We start from the raw sequence: 15,021 nt of genomic DNA, 5'->3' as shown, positions 1-15,021 counted from the left end.
TCGCGATCCTTAGTTGTCGGCGAAGTTATCGTCATCCGCATAAACACGCGGGTCGTAGTTGACCGCCTCGACATCCGCCGAGTGATCGCCAGGGTCGATCGACGTGATCAAGACCGGGTAACACCAGCGAGTCGATTCGCCGAACAGCAAGTGCGGAGGATCTATGCCCCATGAGGTGTCGGGTTCAAAGTCCAGCGAGGGGACAGATAGCCGATAGTCGTCCACGCGCGTTGCTGGCCATGGCCCGCTAACGGTGCCATCCGGCCGGCGCAGGCCGACCACATGGGAGACGCCCGACTTCCATGTCAGGACTTCTGGGCTTTCGAGGATCACCGAGCCGCTGCCGGTGGTTACATCCAGCAGAATCGAGCTTTGCCCGTAACCTGGAATGTCGTCAGCCACCGCGTCATAACTGAGGTATCCGCTGTTCAAGGCATCAAACTCCGTGCTGAAGCTGTAGCTTTTATTGCGGTAGACCTGAGCCCGCCGCATACGCCTCCCGATTCGCCAAGCCTTATCGCGGTTGGTGACCCCCTTCAGTTCGACCGTCTGAACACGCAACCCAAGGTCGCCAGGCAGCCTGCACCGAACCGTTTCCGTCGCATGGGTCACCTCGTCGATGTACTTGATGTCAACGCCGTCGTAATCATCGGGCGCAGGCAAGGTGAAGCCTCGTTTGAGTTGTTCGGTCATGTTTTGCGGCGTGTACATATGGCCGATCTGCGTGCGCAGCTCATCACGAACCGGTGTCACCATGCCGCGCTCAAGTGTGAACTCGGCAAAGCCAGCCAGCAGCGCGTCATTGATGCATTCCTTGACGGTGCTGTCATCTTCGACTGCGTAGTCGAAGTGGTCGCCGCGAGCGCTCCAGATGGCGCCATAACGCGCCAGCTCGTCGATATCCATGTCGTCATCGGTGCCGCCTGCCGACTTCATGACGTAGTTCACCCAGGGCACGATGTCGCGTGTCGCTACGGGCTCGCTCCATTCGCCATCCACCAGAACCGGCAGCTTTCTGGTGGCGATAACCGACACCTGGCTCTGCGACTGGGCCGACAGCTTGTCGCCGCCGCGCACATACAGCGCCATCACGGTGCAGTCGTCGTACTTGGTCGGCGCCTTGTCGATCCGCCCGCGCAGCCCGTACCACTGCACACGGTTGAATTTGAAGCTCTCGGTGGATTCCTCGCCGATTCGCCGCACCCGAACCTCGGGCCGCATATAGGTCGGAATGGTGATCCAGTCCGTGTATCCCTGCTGGTCAGGGCTCATCGCCTCGTAAGTAAAGGTGCGGCTCGTCCAGACGCCGGCAGTGGCAATGTCGCGGTACTGGACCTCAACCTTCGCCCAGTGCGAGCGGATGTTGCCGTTTTTCTCGGTGTATCGGACCAGGCCCTGCGGAAAGAAGAAGTCAAATTCGATGCGCCGAACTACTTCACCGGGCGGGCAAGCTGCGAACGGGCCGGCCCAGTCACCCTCGGTGGTCGAGCCATCGAGAACGATGGTGGCCGTGTTGGTTTCAATGTCGTCGAAGCCGAGCCAGTCGGCGTCCTCGGCGCCGGTATCATCCAGGCGAATCACAGTGATCGTCGACGGGCCATGTGCCTCGTTCTCAGGCGTGCCCTCGTCGTCCTCTACCGCGTCACCGGATACCGAGGCGATTCGATACCGCAGATCCCGGTAGCCGATGCACGACCACAGCGTGCCCGTCTGCAGACCTACGACCGGCACGCCGCCGTCGTAAGCCAGGGTGACTTTGGCAGGCACGGCGTCAGTAGCTGTGACCGTCTTAACTCCAGTGACAAACACCGGTGACGAACCAAACACGGTTGACGACGAGCCGCCCAGGCCAAGGGCGACACCGCTGTACGGCGATGCCGCCTCGGCGATCCGCAAGAAGCTGCCGGAGGCGCTGGCAACAAGGCTGGTACTGACCAGGGCAGTGTTTACCGCCGTGACCAGGCCTGCGAGGTTGGTTGTCGCCGTGTTTAGCGTCACCGAATAGGTGCTCGCGCCGCGACTTACCGTGAATGTCAGCGGCGTGACATCGAAGTCGTACCGCGTCGGGGCGGCACTACCGGTGACCCTGGAGGCGCTGCCGGTAACCGCGGGCACGGCCGGAACATAGGGGTCATAGCTCGCGACCACGTAATCTCCGGCATTGGCACCGGTGATCTCGATCTTCATGCCCACGAATGGATTTAGCATCGGGACATGGTCGCCGCTGATGATGGTGGCCGATCCGTCCGCAGGCGCCGTGAACAGGTATGGATACAGAACCTCGATCCGCGCGATCAGGCCGGAATCCCAGCCAACCGGAAACCACCCCGCACCAACGGGTACGGACACCACGTATTCACTGAACTGCACGGTTGCCGCATTCAGCTGCTGTTCGATGTTGGTGGTGGTCGTCAGGGTCAGGCCTGCGCTGCCGGTGGAGGTCGAACCGACCTCGTCCGAGTTGTGCCACCACAAATGCGCGGCCTCGGCCGACACCGATTGGCCTGGGCCGTAGATGGCATAGCTGGCCGTGCTGCCGAGTGACGCGATCGGAGTCCCGCCGATACGAACCTGCCCAGGCGGAATGTAGAACTCGCCCACGCCGATGCAGAGCAGCATTTCCACCCACTGAACCTTGGGGTCATCGCCGAAGTAACGCCGCGTAGGGGTCAGGTAGTCAGGAAAAATCTCGTTCGTGCCCGAACACTCGCGGATCACGTCGCCCAGCTTGACCTGGTTGGCGGTGGTTTTCGCCAGGCCCAGGCCTTTGCCTGCACCTACACCCGACGCGCCCGGAGTGGCGAGCGGCTTCTGCGTCAGCATGATCGCGCCGACCGCCACGATCGCAGCGACGACGGCCCATGCGGCGATCTCCAAGCCCGTTCCTTTCGGCTCAGGATAGATCCGCACAGTGTCGACCGGCCCGAATTCAACCTTCGTCCAGTGCGCCGGATCAATAAATAGACCGTTGACCTCGATGCTGATCGGTGGCGACTCGCGCACCTGGTAGCTCGGCACCTTGGCCACCAACCAGCTTTCGAGGGTCATCACGCGATCGGTCTTGTGGCGCTCCAGCGGCTGGCCCTCAAGTTTGCTCGGATACAGTTCGATCACGGTGATAACTCACTGTCAGGTATTGGTCATGGAATTTGCGCAGCGGTTTGATAGTGGCGCCGGACGGCTTCATCTCCATTCCGTGAAGCCGGCCGTCAACCTCGACGATCACAGCGACATGAATGCACCGCCAGCCACGCCACACGCAGGCGATCGCGCCGACTTCTGGCTCACACCGCTCCATGGCTGCCGCACCCTCGTTCACCGCCTCGGTGAACTCCTTCGGCATGGTGTTGCGGACATAGCCCCAGCTGGGAAGCAGGGGCAGGCCGTAGACCTCATGGCGGACCAGGCGCGCCAGACCCCAGCAATCCAGTCGCGCAGGGCCGCGCCCGCCGTCCTCATAGGAAGCGTTCAGGTATTTCTCGAACATTTAGATGTACCTAAGGCAGGGTGCGAAGGCCAAGGTGTACTTGCGGCGCGGCCAGCCGAGGTTTATCAGGTCGAAGTAGCCAGCATTGAGCTGGACGCTCGGACCTTGCATGAATCCGCTCAGCACTTTCATGCGGTACGGGCGCTCGGCCGGTGTAGTCAGGTCGCTCGATATGAAGATCCGAAAAACCAGCCCTATACTCGCCCGAGCCTCAAGCGCCTGATCGATCATCTGCTGAGCCACGCCCGTCACGTTGTCGATGGCGAAGGTCAGCGTCTGGTTGCCGCTGTTGTCCCGCTTGGGCAGTGCCGCGGCGAACCCCGAGGCGGTGAACTTTGCAGTCACACCGGCCTCGGTCTTGGCTGTGATGTCTTCGAACCCCTGGCAGATGTAGATCGGCGCCGCCCACGGAATGCAGAACAGTTCGAGCGTCGGGATGATCGGATCATTACCGCCAGAGGCATACAGCGTCTCAAGAGCTGTCATCGCCCCACTCTCTTCAGTCCATAGGTTTGTTCAAGTGTTTTGGCCATTTGGCCCTGGGCGCGGATGTTGGAAACCCACATATCGGTGATCTGCTTACCGTCCGGACCAATACTGTTCTGCACTTGGCCGGCGCGGCTGGCGTCTTCATGGATGTTGACTTCGGTTTTCCCCCCGCCGCCTCCGTCCTTGGATACACGCTCAAGGGTTCGGTCAAGTTTCGCGCTTGTTTCTGCGGTGGTTACCCGCTCGCCCTTCTTCAGATTCCAGGTGCCGTCCGCCGGAACGTAATCGATACCGTCGTGCGCCTGCCCATCGATAGAGGCGCCAACCGCAGTCATCAGTACGCCGGCCGCAGCAGTCGCCGCGATTGCAGCACCCGGCGCCACTGCCGGGCCAACGAATGGGATACCTACCATCGCGGTAAATGCGCTCAAGCCTGCCATTGCCACCTGCGCCGCGGCGTAGGAAAGCAGCGCATGACCCATAGACTGGATAAAGCTTGTGGCCAAGTCCTTCGCATCAAGCTTTCCGGTTTCGGCGAATTCGGTCATAGCATCAGTAAGGCTGTTGAATGTGTCCCCGCCTACCTGCTGCATATTCCCGTAAAGGTCCATGCTGGCCTCCGCTTGAGTCGCAAAGCCACTGATGAAACCGGCTGTTCCGTTTTGCTGGAGTTCGTCTAGCTTTTGGTAATACTTCTCCTGCTTTTCCAAACGAGTCTTTAGCGCCGCTTCAAGCATTTCGGTCTCACGATCGTAAACCGAGTCGGAAATATCATTGCTTTCGTGCCGCTGACGCAGTTCTTCCAGCTGATCCTGATAATCCTGCTCGATGCCAAGCATCTCCTGCGCTCGACGCTTGACCTCGTCGGTGTCATACGCATTAAGAAACGTGGAATCGAGCCCGCGCTGATCAATTGTTAGCTGCTGATCTACGTTGTATTTGAACGCCTTGACGTCCTGGTCATCCTTGTTGGCCTGCTGTAACTGGATACGTTTGTCGAGTTCCTCGGCCAGCCCCTTAAGTCGCTCCTTCTGCAGGTCATTCAGGTCGGAAAGTTTTCCGGACTCGAACTCAAACTGAAGCTGTGCAGCCTCAGTTGCGTTGTTCCTTGCATCCGTGGAGGTGTTGATCAACTCAATCTGTCTCTTCAGATCCGTCTCGGTTGCGTCGAACGAGTCTTGAATCTTTTTGGCAGCAGCGGCAGCGTCCGAAGCTGCTTTTTTGGAGGCTGCAGCGGCGGCTGCGATAGCAGCAGGATCGACATTGCTTCCAGTTCCGGGGGTGATGGCCTGTGTAGTTTTAGCGACCTCAGCTGCCGCCTTCTTGGCATTGGCTACATATTCCCTAAACTTGTCACCCGCAAGAGGAGCTGATAACGCCTCATTGATACCGCCCGCAGCTTGAGCTGCTATCGAGAAATTTAAGGAGGCCTCATCCCTAAGCCGAACCGAGTCTGCAATGAATTGGTCTGAGGTCTCCCCAAATGTGATTGTGCTTATGCCTTTTGCTACGTCGCTCATCAGCGATGACATGTGCGCGACGGCAGTGGCATACATGCCAACCAGGGTGTTGGCTGTGATATCGAAGACCCTGACGATACCGTCACCAGCGCTGACGATAAACGCCGTTGCCTCCACCAACTTGTCACCGAGCTCTCCAACTTGCCCCTTGAGCCCACCTGCATCTTTGGCGCTCTGGTTCACGTCTTTTGAAAACTGAGCCAATACCGGCAGAAACTCGGCGGCGAGCATTGTCTTAGCCGATGTCAGGTATTGCCCCAGCCCGGAAAGCTCTACGCCGAACTGCTTTGCCGCGGCGATGGTTGTTTCATCCATCACCACACCAGCATCCAACGCTGCCTGGCCGAGCTCATCAAAAGCTTTTCCGTTATTCCGAAGCAGTGGCACCAGCGCCGTAGAATCGTTGGCAATGGCCTCCATATAGAAGGTCATCTCCTGCTGGTTGACGTTCGCCTTTTCCAAGCTGGTGACGTACAGAGCCAAAGCATCTTTGCTGTTCAGCTTCTTGAACTGCTCAGCTGTTACGCCGACCTTGGGCGCAATATTGGTGAAGAAGTCCTGCAGTTCACCGCCACCTGTGGAGAGGAAGTCACCAACCTTGTCGTTGACGTCCTTGAAGATGTCGGAAAGCTTGTCCTGTTCGACTCCTACACTGCGTGCGCCAGCGGCGTATTTCTGAAACTCCGTTGTTCCTAAACCTGCCAAGGCTGCTTGATTGGATATTTCTTTGGCAGCACTGGCAGAAGACACGACCATTGCGGTCAACACTGCCGGGATGCTGCCGATTGCAACACCAACCCCTTTTGCCAGGTTGTTGAACGACTTTCCAATCTCAGCGTTGCGCTTCTTCGCCGCCTGGCTTGCCTTGTCCAAAGGACCTGTGAAAGCACCAATTTTAGCGACCAGGTCGAGCGTAAGTGTGCCCAGTGATTTCGAGGCCATTCATTTTCTCCGGGCATGTAAACGTTAAACCCACGACTCCATGGCCTGCTCCAAGCTGATAGGCGCCTCAACCTCGTGAGGCATGAAGTCATAGATTTTGTAACCACCGTCCTTGGTATGCGTGTTGGCATGCAGAGTGGCGAGCAACGCCCCGGCCCTTTCCACCCTCATGCCGACATTGAGGGATCCGCGGAGATTTCGGTATTTGACCCACTGCCGGAATTCGACAAGGCTCAGCCTTTCCTTGGCTTCCGCGATCGTGGAGCCGAGCGTGATGGCGAGTTCGTGCCAGAGCTCGTCGGTGAAGGTGAGCTCATCGTCTTTCCCATGTTGTTGACCTCAGCGATCACCATCATGAGGGCAACTGTCAGGCTCCCATCAAGCGCGCCCAGTCGCTTGGTCGAGCCCGGATCCTTGGCAAGTTCGGCGGGGTCTAGCGGGCCGTCAGTGATATCGAGCACAGTGAAGACCGGCTTGCCCTGCTCGTCACAGATACTCGCGGCGATTCGACCGGCGTAGTTATCGTGCCGGCCGGTGGCCGATAACACGTCGTTTACCGCTGTTTGGTAACCGAGCGGCCGGACGAAGACAGTGGCGACCAACTCCGTCTCGCCCTGCTTCCACTTAATTTCCCGCTCAACTGGCCGGCCGGTGAAGGCACCCGCCTGAGTAAGTGCTTCTAAATTCAGTTTCATAGCTGCCCTTAAGCGGAGGTGGTTTTACGAATCCAGGCGGAACCGCCCGAACGCTGAATCGACGCGGCGGTACTCACCACGGCATTTGCTGCGAAGTCGAACGGAAAGTCAGAGACGTAACCCTCGAAGACGTACCAAGTACGAGTTGCTGGCAGTTCGAAGTCGTCGCCCTCGGTGTTGAGAGTCGGCAGAGCAGTCGGTTTACCGGAAGAGTCTTTGGGACCATCCGACCAACCCACAGCCCACTTGATGGTGGTCTCGCCATCGGCTTCGGATAGCTGGTGAAGCCGGATATGGCTCGGGTTCGCGGGGTCAGCATTGACCGTTAGCGATGCTTGGCCAGGAGTGCGCAGCCCCTTTTTATAGGTTCTTTCGGCAGCGCTCAGGCAAGTATCCTCAATCGGATCCGCAGGGTTTCCGCCCGGGTTGAACGCAGTCGCGCACTCAACCTCCATCACGGTCAACGGGCCAGTACCGGTTAAAGGCGGCACCAGAGCAAAAATTTGAGTTCCTTGAGTAAGGATCGACATGGCGTTCTCCAAATGTCGGCCATAAAAAAACCCGCACATGGCGGGCCGGTATTGAGGTTCTGCTATCTGGGTACAAGCCAGTCGATGTCGAAGCTCGACCGGTAAAGATTTGTCTCTGTATCCTTGGTCTCCCCACCCCACCGGACCACATTGGCCTTCAGCTCGATGGCTCGGGTAATCGCGTCGGTGACCGCCCTGGCTGAAGTGCCGGTGCCCGCGTACACGTCAACCTGCAGCGTGAACCCATCCAAGTCTGGGCGGCCGGCCAGGTAGTTCTCCGGGCTGCCGGTGATCAACTGCCACACGGCATATGGTTTAACCACGCCCTCCGGCGCCTCGCCGAAGGGATACAGCCGATGAGGTGTTTCGCCGAGAAGTGCGCGAACACCGGCGTCAGCCGCGCATACTGCGAAAATTGGTGCTGCTGGCATCAGCTACTCCCGGACGATTTTGCCGCGCGCTTTATCGCGCGGTCGATGGCTTTTTCGTATTCGGTTATGAAGATATCGGTAGCCTCGGTAATGCTCTGCGCCAAAGCCGGTCGCATGAAGGGTCGAGCCGCAACATGGGCGGTCCCAAACTCAACAAAGCGCCAATAAAAGGTATCCCCGCCGGGGTTGTCATGGCTGCCACCAACCTCGTAAGTGCCGCGCCTTCCACCCTTTCGTGTATGCATGTTGTTGTACTGCTTAGCGCCACCCAGGACGCCTACCCGAAAGCCCAAATCGCCGCTGCTTTTAAATAACTTCCCGTTCCACCGGACGGTGATGTTCTTGGAAATATCTTCGGAAGTATCCGGATCGTTGATCCGCCGAGCGCTTTCCTTGACCTTCTCGGAAATGAAAGCGGCTGCCTTCCTCAGAGCCGCCCGCCCACCTTTACGCTTTAAGTCGTAGCTGACTGCCCCAAGCTTCGACACCAGAGAGTCAATACCTTGCAGCTGGAACTCCACGGTGTCAGCCATCGTTCACTCCCTTCGCCACCAAGATCGTCAAGTACTCAAGACCAGACACAGGGTCGGGCATTGGCTCGCCCTGAATGTCATAGACGTCGCCCCGGTGCAGGATGCGCATCGTTGGCAACACGCCGGGGCGGTAGCGGATCACCATGCGCCCCGATGCTTCGGACTGGCCCGCCTGCGCCGCGATCAGGTCGCGAGCGCTGAGCGGCTCTACCGAGGCCGGGACGCTCTCCCACACCGGAACCCAACCTGGCAGCATCTCACCGTTTACCGGGTCTTGAACCATCCCTTGTGCTTGGAAGGTGATCCGGTGTCGCAACGCACCGGCTCTCACGGTGCCACCACTGGATCAGGCGGACCAGACCAGTTTCGAGAAGACCAGAGCAAAGATTCAACCGCCATCGGCACTTCGGCTGTGATCGTGCCGACCACCACCGCTTCCCGATTCGCATAGGAATGCCCAATCAGCAGCAGTAGCGCGGCCTTGAAGCTGGCCGGAAAGTCATCGATCTCAAGAAGCTTGGGGTTGTCACAAAACCAGAGTGCCCAGGCTAGCGCTGACTCTGCGTACAGAGCGATGAGGTCATCTTCATCCTCATAGTCCAGACGCAAGTGCTTGCGAATCAGCTCGATGGGGAGCAGATCAGCAGCGGCGACGGTCATTTTTTGGCAGCCTTTTCCTGCGCCTTGGCGTCTGCTTCGGCTTTCACCTTGGCTTCTGCTTCAGCCTTTTCCTTTTCGAGAGCTTCGGCCTTGGCCTCTTCAGCCTCAGCCAGAGCCTTGGCTTCGGCTTCATCGTCGACGTAGATGGCCAGCCCCATGCCTACCAGTGCTTCTGCGATGTCATCAGTCACGGAACGAGTTTCATGCTGATCGAAGGTGCCGGCGTTGAAATGCGAAAATTGTTGCAGCGCGCGAATCTTCTTCATGCTCAACCCGGGGCAGTTTCCTGCCCCGGTCCTATGGTTATGGCGTTGGTACGGTGAAGGTGCCTTTGATGATCGCGGTCGGACGGTAGTGCGTTACCGCCAGGCGCTCTTCACAGAGGATGGTCAGCATGTTCTTCACGAAGTTGTCGCGGTCCTGATTGCTGATTTCAATGGTCGCATCCATGCGATCCCAGATCTGCGAGGCCAGGTCGAAACCACCGACGGTGAAGGTACCTTGGGCCTGGGCCTTGGTGGCCACCACTGGCAAGCCCCACATTACCTTGGCGGCGAATGCTGCAGGACCGCCGAAGATGTAGCGCCCTTCCGCATCCTTCAAAAGAGCGATGGCGTGCCAATCGCGCGGGTTGAGGATCAGGCCAGAGGCCTCAAACTCGGACTCGCTGGTTTGAAAGATCGCGTGAGCAACCTGATCGGCACGGGTGTCGCCGGTAGCGTTGAGCCCAGTGTCATAGGCGGTGGCAACCTTGTTGAGGCCGATCAGGTTGTCGCCGGTACCGTCGCCATTAAGCAACTGACCTTCTTCCACCAGGTCCAGGCCAAACAGCAGGCGACCATTAACGTACGACTCCAGCATCGGAGCGTCGTCCATGATCTGGCGAGACGCCTGAATCCAGTGAGCGATGGTTCTGACGTTGGCTGTTTCCTTGGTGAAGGTCAGTTGCGACTCAGGTTTGAGCGCTCCTTCAGCCACTGGCGCAGCGCTGTTGGTAAACACGTTCTCGCGTACGTATTCAATGGCGTTCGATGTAGTCCGACCTTGGGCAAGCAGGTCGCGGATGGTCAAACGACGCAGGCCGGGCATCAGGATGCCAGGGTTCTGTTGAGGCTGAACCAGGGCTCCAGCAGAAGCGGCACCAGATCCCAGGGCCTTGCTGAAACTTTTCACATCAACCTTGCCGGTACTGGAGCCGTTCCAACCTTTCTTCAGGTCTTCGGCGGCGCGCTCGGCAAAGGATTTTTTGGTTTCTGGGTTGTCGAGACCTCCGGTGGCAAGTTTCGATTCCAGGTCAAACAGTCGGGTGCCGGCTGTCTTCAGTTCTTCCTGGACGGTCTGCAGATCAGACTGCAGCTTTTTGCTGATCTCACCGGTGCTGGTGATTTCTTTCTTCTGCGCATCGAACAGATCGGTCATGTTCTTTTGCGCGTCTTCGATCGCCTTTTGGATCTGGGCCAATTCGGACATGGTTATTTTCCTACAGATGGGAAGGACTTGATGCGCTCCAGGAGCGCGGTGATTTCGCCACCTTCGGAATCACTCCGAACTGCGGACTTGAACCGGGCAATAAAGCCCAGTGCTTGCGACTTCGATAGACCAGCCGAATCCCTCAGCCAGTGCTCTACATCGCGAATGGTGGTAATCGCCTCCATGCTTTTCATGGATTCGATGGTCGCCTGCTCGTTGGCAGGGAAGGTACAAATGCTGATCTCGCGCAGTGCGGCGATATTTTTGAAGGCACGACCGGTGGCGATTAAGTCAAAGTCGTCCTTCATCACTGTGAAGCCGACCGACATGCCCTCAACCGTTTTGTGCTCCATGGCTGCACGCAGGTCATTTGAGACTGAGAGCCCGGGTGTCAACTCGCCGCGGACTATCAGACCCTTGCTGTCCTCCTCAAGTGACTGCCACTTTCCGACCGGGATTTCCCAGGTCTGGTGGTTGAAGAACATGCCGACCTGTCGACTTTGCGTTGCCAGAGTTTTCTTGTAGGCACCCGGAAGGATGATGTCGCCGTCCGAGTCGATGACGTCAAAGACACTGGCGTACCCCTCGAAAACCCCTGCCTTTCCGTCCGAAGAAAATTTGATTTCGGACTCGGTGAAGGCCAGCGTCTTTTGAATATTTGACATTGGATAGCTCCAGAAAAACTAAACCCCGCTCGGAGCGGGGTTTGGTTTGCCAAGTTGATCAAGCGGCACGTTCTGTGACTGTCGCGTCGCGACATCGCCACCAGGAAGTTTTGGCCGGTTGTTGACTCGGCGGCCTTCGTTCGGTGTCAGCAGGCCTGTATCGATCAGAGTTTTCAGGTAGTTCGCCCGGGCAGTTGAATCGCCACTCAATAGGCCGTCGCGATTGTGCTCTGCATGGATTCGGCCCAGGTCTGCGGGCTTCACAAGCCAGCGCAGGATGCACCCCTCCCAAATCTCTAAGTACGGATCAAGAGCGTACTGAAGAAACCCCAGGTTTTGCTGCTCGATGCCGGAACCCCAACTCGTGGACTTCTCAACGTCTCCTACAAGGTGCGGCGGTACACCAAAAAAACGGGCCAACTCACTGACCTGAAACTTTCGGGCCGCCATCGTTTCTGCGTCCTGCGGACTCACGCCGATGGCTTGGGTGGTGAAGCCACCCTCAAGTATCCATAAGCGCTTCTTCACCGGGCCGCCGGAGATTTCCTTGAAGTTCTCCTCCACCTGGGCGCGCTGATCCTTGTTAAGGACCTTGCCCTCACCAGTCATAAGTAACTGGGGAGACTTGGCACCGTTGGCATAGAAGTCGCGCTGCTGGTCTTCCATGGCTACAGCAACGCTCGCTGTTTTAGCAGCGAAGGCGATCGGGGAAAGCCCGACAAGCCCGTTGAAGCCGAAGCCTTTGAGATGGAATATTTCGCTTTGCTTAAAATCTGCGTACTCGGTGTCTCGGCGATATCGGTAGATTATTCGCTTCCCTTCGAGGCGAACGTCCATGTTCACCGACATCAGTGGAACAAGACTGATGACATCGCCGGCGCCGTTGCGCTCGATGAGGGCGTATGCGTTTCCGTAGTAACAAAGCTGCATCGTCATCGCGACGCGGAAGTCAAAAGCTGTCATGAAGTCGTTTGGCCGATACTTCAAGAGCCGGGCCAGCGGATTGTCCAGTCCAACCTTTGAACGGTCCTCACCCTTTGTTTCGAACACGTCCAGGGGCATGCAGGCCGTTACGCTCGATATAAGCCGCACGCAAGCAAACACCGTGGAGATTTGCAATGAGCGCTCGTCTGTTACAACGGAGTCGCCAACCTGGCCGGTGGCGGATACCGGCCCCGTCTGCGACCCCTTGTTAGGCGTCGCCAAGCGTCCGCCGACAAAGAAGCTCGCCATGCGCGCCCAGAAAGGGCTGCGGGTGCGCAGGTCAATGCTGTAGTCGGTGTCTGCCATTACATGCTCATCGGTCTGGAGAGGAAGTCGTCGACAGAGCCTTGGACATCCGCATTCGCGAGTATCCGGCCTATCGTCATGATCAGCGCCACCGCGCCATCTATCTTGTTGTCGTCGCCCTGCTTAATCGGGCGGACAACATCATCGTTGCCGGGCAAGTTCTTTCCGATCACATTGCCAATACACCAGGTCATGATCGGGTTTCCATCATGATGAAACCGGCCGGCGGCGATGGCCGCCTCCAATTCCTTCATGGGGTCCGACATGTTGGTGTAGTTCTGTGTGATGGTGATCGGGTTGAAACCCTCATCGTCGAGGTCATGACTCAGGCCCGTTGCGCCATGGGGGTCAATTGGGGACTCCCGCAGCGGCGCATGGTGATTGGCTTCCTTCGTGTCCTCGAGGATTTCCCGATAATCGATCTCGGCGCCGTCCGTGACCTCCAAATGACCGGAGTTTATCCACGCCTGGAACCGCTCCGACATGCGTTTGTTGTCGCTGTTGTAGACGGTGTCGTACGGAACCCAGAACTTGGGGCCGACGCTGTAGTAGTGGGTCCTGCCGTCGATGACGCGCCAGAACAGACGCGCCCGAGAGTTCATGTCCAGCTTTCGCGCCAAGTCGAAGCCAGCGTTCCACTCCTGACCCTCGAACTGCTCCAAGGTCAGGGTGGTGTCTTCGCAGGATTTCCAGTCTTCCATATTGAAGAAGCCGGCCTTCGCGCTTACCCATAGGTTCAGGTGCTTCGTTTTGAATGTGTTGGTGAACCGCGCCGATCGAATCGCCCGGGCCTGCTGGCTCTCCAGGTACTCCTGGAACACCGAAACACCGTGGTTCGGATTGGCCTTGGCCAGCATTTTCGGATCGGTCCAGTCGTCACCCTCGTCGAGCGTCCAGATCCAGCCGAACAATTCATCGTCCGGCACCGTGCCTTCGAGCATCTCGATGACCTGGCGGCGCTTGTCGTAGCACGGTCCCTCGATATCGGCGCCGGCGGTGGTGATGATGAACATCAGCGGTTGCCGCCGGGCGCCCATGCCAGTGAGCATGGTGTCGTACTGGGCTGAGGTTGGGTGCTCGTGGTATTCGTCGACGATGGCGCAGCTTGGTGAAGCGCCGTCGCCCGGGTTGCCAATCAGCGGCTCGAACCGGCTGAAGTCGGACGGGATATTCATGTTCGAGGCGTTGACCTCGATGCCCGCAGCCTTCATCAGCATCGGCGACTTGCTGACCATTAGCTTCGCTGGGCGGAAGACTTCCCACGCCTGCTTCTCAGTGGTCGCGCCAGAGTAGACCTCGGCGCCGAACTCGCCGTCGGCTACGAACATGCTGATGCCTACGCCGCCGGCCACCACCGACTTACCGTTCTTGCGCGGCACTTCCCAATAGCTTTCGCGGAAACGGCGGTGCCCGCCTTTCTTCTTGACCCAGCCAAACGTGACGGCCAGGCCGAAGAGCTGCCACGGCTCCAGGCTGATCAGCTGTCGCTTGAATGCCCATTCACCCTTGGTGTGCGGCAAGAGCTGGATCAGCTTCAGCTTCTTCTCGGCCTTTGCCGGATCAAACTTGTAGCGATACCCGCGTTTGCGGCTGGCTGCCAAGTCATCGAAGTGACGCTGGACTGCCTGGTGAATGTAACGGCAGGCCGGGACCTTTCCACGGAGCAATGACCGACCCCACGCCATCGCCTTATCGACGTTTGGATGGGCAGATTTGGTCATCAGCTACTCAGTAGTTTGGCGAATTCGTTGGTTTCTTTCTCCTTGTTGCCGCCGATCAAACGCGTGCGGCTGGCCGGATCAAGGCCGAGCATCGACCCGAAGGTCACCATCTGGCGCATCGTTTCGTTGGCAGCGGTCAGCGCAGGATTCTTCATCGGGCCGCCGGTGGCACCGGCGACCACGATGCCGTTATCCCGCACCGACTCTTGAGCCATGCGCCAGTTGTCATAGGCGACGCAGAAGGCTTCGACGTTGTGCAGGTCGGTGATCGCAACCACGTTCTCGCGCAGCAACTCCGGCACGACCATATTCCACATGGTGGCCGCGCGCTCGCTCAGCCACTCGGGTGGATCGATCTCGGTGATCTTGGAAAACTGGGGCTCGGCCTTGTTGAGGGCACGCTTGCCCGGGTTCCCGGCCAACTCTTTCTTGGCCGTCGGCTTGGGTTTGCGACCACGGCCGGCGACCGTGGCGGTGCCTCCCATCGCGCAACTCCTGATTTTTTAATTTCGCGGTCGAGCAAGAAGGGTTGAGGGCGCGGTCTAGAAGCCAAAAGGCCCAGACTTTCGACCCTCCCCCTCCCTCTTA

Annotated in this window: 17 protein-coding genes; all 17 read right to left on the bottom strand. The window is 58.3% G+C overall.

Going from position 1 to position 15,021, the window contains the following annotated elements:
• Nucleotides 1-9 precede the first annotated feature (9 nt).
• The 17 genes from ACA058_RS10060 to ACA058_RS09980 all read right to left on the bottom strand — a co-directional run bounded on the left by ACA058_RS10060 (nt 10) and on the right by ACA058_RS09980 (nt 14,918).
• Nucleotides 10-3,114 (bottom strand): host specificity factor TipJ family phage tail protein, encoded by a 3,105-nt coding sequence (locus tag ACA058_RS10060; protein WP_497638940.1) that lies wholly within the window; start codon nt 3,112-3,114, stop codon nt 10-12.
• On the bottom strand, nt 3,086-3,487 hold the full coding sequence (locus ACA058_RS10055; protein ID WP_497638938.1) for a hypothetical protein: 402 nt from the start codon (nt 3,485-3,487) through the stop codon (nt 3,086-3,088). The genes ACA058_RS10060 and ACA058_RS10055 overlap by 29 nt, the downstream gene beginning before the upstream one ends.
• Entirely contained in the window at nt 3,488-3,973 is a 486-nt protein-coding gene (locus tag ACA058_RS10050; RefSeq protein ID WP_497638937.1) for a DUF1833 family protein, read from the bottom strand.
• Nucleotides 3,970-6,438 carry a phage tail tape measure C-terminal domain-containing protein gene (locus tag ACA058_RS10045; RefSeq protein WP_497638936.1) on the bottom strand — a complete coding sequence of 823 codons (2,469 nt, stop codon included), beginning with the start codon at nt 6,436-6,438 and terminating at the stop codon, nt 3,970-3,972. Before ACA058_RS10045 ends, ACA058_RS10050 begins: the two co-directional genes overlap by 4 nt.
• Nucleotides 6,439-6,462: 24 nt before the next feature.
• Nucleotides 6,463-6,675, bottom strand: coding sequence for a phage tail assembly protein T (locus tag ACA058_RS10040; protein WP_497639901.1), 213 nt, complete (start codon nt 6,673-6,675; stop codon nt 6,463-6,465).
• Nucleotides 6,672-7,133, bottom strand: a complete 462-nt coding sequence (locus tag ACA058_RS10035; RefSeq protein WP_497638935.1) for a phage tail assembly chaperone family protein, TAC — start codon at nt 7,131-7,133, stop codon at nt 6,672-6,674. Before ACA058_RS10035 ends, ACA058_RS10040 begins: the two co-directional genes overlap by 4 nt.
• 8 nt (nt 7,134-7,141) lie before the next feature.
• Nucleotides 7,142-7,663: a phage tail tube protein gene (locus ACA058_RS10030; protein ID WP_497638934.1), complete on the bottom strand. Its 522-nt coding sequence runs from the start codon at nt 7,661-7,663 to the stop codon at nt 7,142-7,144.
• A 62-nt stretch (nt 7,664-7,725) separates the two neighbouring features.
• Nucleotides 7,726-8,094: a DUF3168 domain-containing protein gene (locus ACA058_RS10025; RefSeq protein ID WP_497638933.1), complete on the bottom strand. Its 369-nt coding sequence runs from the start codon at nt 8,092-8,094 to the stop codon at nt 7,726-7,728.
• Nucleotides 8,094-8,627: an HK97-gp10 family putative phage morphogenesis protein gene (locus tag ACA058_RS10020; protein ID WP_497638932.1), complete on the bottom strand. Its 534-nt coding sequence runs from the start codon at nt 8,625-8,627 to the stop codon at nt 8,094-8,096. Before ACA058_RS10020 ends, ACA058_RS10025 begins: the two co-directional genes overlap by 1 nt.
• A complete protein-coding gene (locus tag ACA058_RS10015; protein WP_497638931.1) occupies nt 8,620-8,958 on the bottom strand; it encodes a phage head closure protein in 339 nt (112 codons plus the stop codon). The genes ACA058_RS10020 and ACA058_RS10015 overlap by 8 nt, the downstream gene beginning before the upstream one ends.
• Complete coding sequence (locus tag ACA058_RS10010; RefSeq protein WP_497638930.1) at nt 8,955-9,287, bottom strand: head-tail connector protein; 333 nt, start codon at nt 9,285-9,287, stop codon at nt 8,955-8,957. Before ACA058_RS10010 ends, ACA058_RS10015 begins: the two co-directional genes overlap by 4 nt.
• Entirely contained in the window at nt 9,284-9,553 is a 270-nt protein-coding gene (locus tag ACA058_RS10005) for a hypothetical protein (protein WP_497638929.1), read from the bottom strand. Before ACA058_RS10005 ends, ACA058_RS10010 begins: the two co-directional genes overlap by 4 nt.
• 37 nt (nt 9,554-9,590) lie before the next feature.
• Nucleotides 9,591-10,757 (bottom strand): phage major capsid protein, encoded by a 1,167-nt coding sequence (locus ACA058_RS10000; RefSeq protein WP_497638927.1) that lies wholly within the window; start codon nt 10,755-10,757, stop codon nt 9,591-9,593.
• Nucleotides 10,758-10,759: 2 nt separating this feature from the next.
• Nucleotides 10,760-11,422, bottom strand: a complete 663-nt coding sequence (locus ACA058_RS09995; protein WP_497638925.1) for an HK97 family phage prohead protease — start codon at nt 11,420-11,422, stop codon at nt 10,760-10,762.
• Between the two features lie 18 nt (nt 11,423-11,440).
• Nucleotides 11,441-12,712, bottom strand: coding sequence for a phage portal protein (locus ACA058_RS09990; protein ID WP_497638924.1), 1,272 nt, complete (start codon nt 12,710-12,712; stop codon nt 11,441-11,443).
• Nucleotides 12,712-14,433, bottom strand: coding sequence for a terminase large subunit (locus ACA058_RS09985; protein WP_497638923.1), 1,722 nt, complete (start codon nt 14,431-14,433; stop codon nt 12,712-12,714). Before ACA058_RS09985 ends, ACA058_RS09990 begins: the two co-directional genes overlap by 1 nt.
• Nucleotides 14,433-14,918, bottom strand: coding sequence for a phage terminase small subunit P27 family (locus ACA058_RS09980; protein WP_497638922.1), 486 nt, complete (start codon nt 14,916-14,918; stop codon nt 14,433-14,435). Before ACA058_RS09980 ends, ACA058_RS09985 begins: the two co-directional genes overlap by 1 nt.
• Nucleotides 14,919-15,021 lie beyond the last annotated feature (103 nt).

It is taken from the genome of Pseudomonas sp. LBUM1649 (assembly GCF_059716155.1).
This window is presented reverse-complemented; position numbering and strand designations above follow the sequence as displayed.

Bases quoted from the DNA above. Each gene is read 5' to 3' on its own strand.
- ACA058_RS10055 (WP_497638938.1), bottom strand. From the start codon at position 3,487: ATGTTCGAGAAATACCTGAACGCTTCCTATGAGGACGGCGGGCGCGGC.
- ACA058_RS10050 (WP_497638937.1), bottom strand. From the start codon at position 3,973: ATGACAGCTCTTGAGACGCTGTATGCCTCTGGCGGTAATGATCCGATC.
- ACA058_RS10045 (WP_497638936.1), bottom strand. From the start codon at position 6,438: ATGGCCTCGAAATCACTGGGCACACTTACGCTCGACCTGGTCGCTAAA.
- ACA058_RS10035 (WP_497638935.1), bottom strand. From the start codon at position 7,133: ATGAAACTGAATTTAGAAGCACTTACTCAGGCGGGTGCCTTCACCGGC.
- ACA058_RS10030 (WP_497638934.1), bottom strand. From the start codon at position 7,663: ATGTCGATCCTTACTCAAGGAACTCAAATTTTTGCTCTGGTGCCGCCT.
- ACA058_RS10025 (WP_497638933.1), bottom strand. From the start codon at position 8,094: ATGCCAGCAGCACCAATTTTCGCAGTATGCGCGGCTGACGCCGGTGTT.
- ACA058_RS10020 (WP_497638932.1), bottom strand. From the start codon at position 8,627: ATGGCTGACACCGTGGAGTTCCAGCTGCAAGGTATTGACTCTCTGGTG.
- ACA058_RS10010 (WP_497638930.1), bottom strand. From the start codon at position 9,287: ATGACCGTCGCCGCTGCTGATCTGCTCCCCATCGAGCTGATTCGCAAG.
- ACA058_RS10005 (WP_497638929.1), bottom strand. From the start codon at position 9,553: ATGAAGAAGATTCGCGCGCTGCAACAATTTTCGCATTTCAACGCCGGC.
- ACA058_RS10000 (WP_497638927.1), bottom strand. From the start codon at position 10,757: ATGTCCGAATTGGCCCAGATCCAAAAGGCGATCGAAGACGCGCAAAAG.
- ACA058_RS09995 (WP_497638925.1), bottom strand. From the start codon at position 11,422: ATGTCAAATATTCAAAAGACGCTGGCCTTCACCGAGTCCGAAATCAAA.
- ACA058_RS09990 (WP_497638924.1), bottom strand. From the start codon at position 12,712: ATGGCAGACACCGACTACAGCATTGACCTGCGCACCCGCAGCCCTTTC.
- ACA058_RS09985 (WP_497638923.1), bottom strand. From the start codon at position 14,433: ATGACCAAATCTGCCCATCCAAACGTCGATAAGGCGATGGCGTGGGGT.
- ACA058_RS09980 (WP_497638922.1), bottom strand. From the start codon at position 14,918: ATGGGAGGCACCGCCACGGTCGCCGGCCGTGGTCGCAAACCCAAGCCG.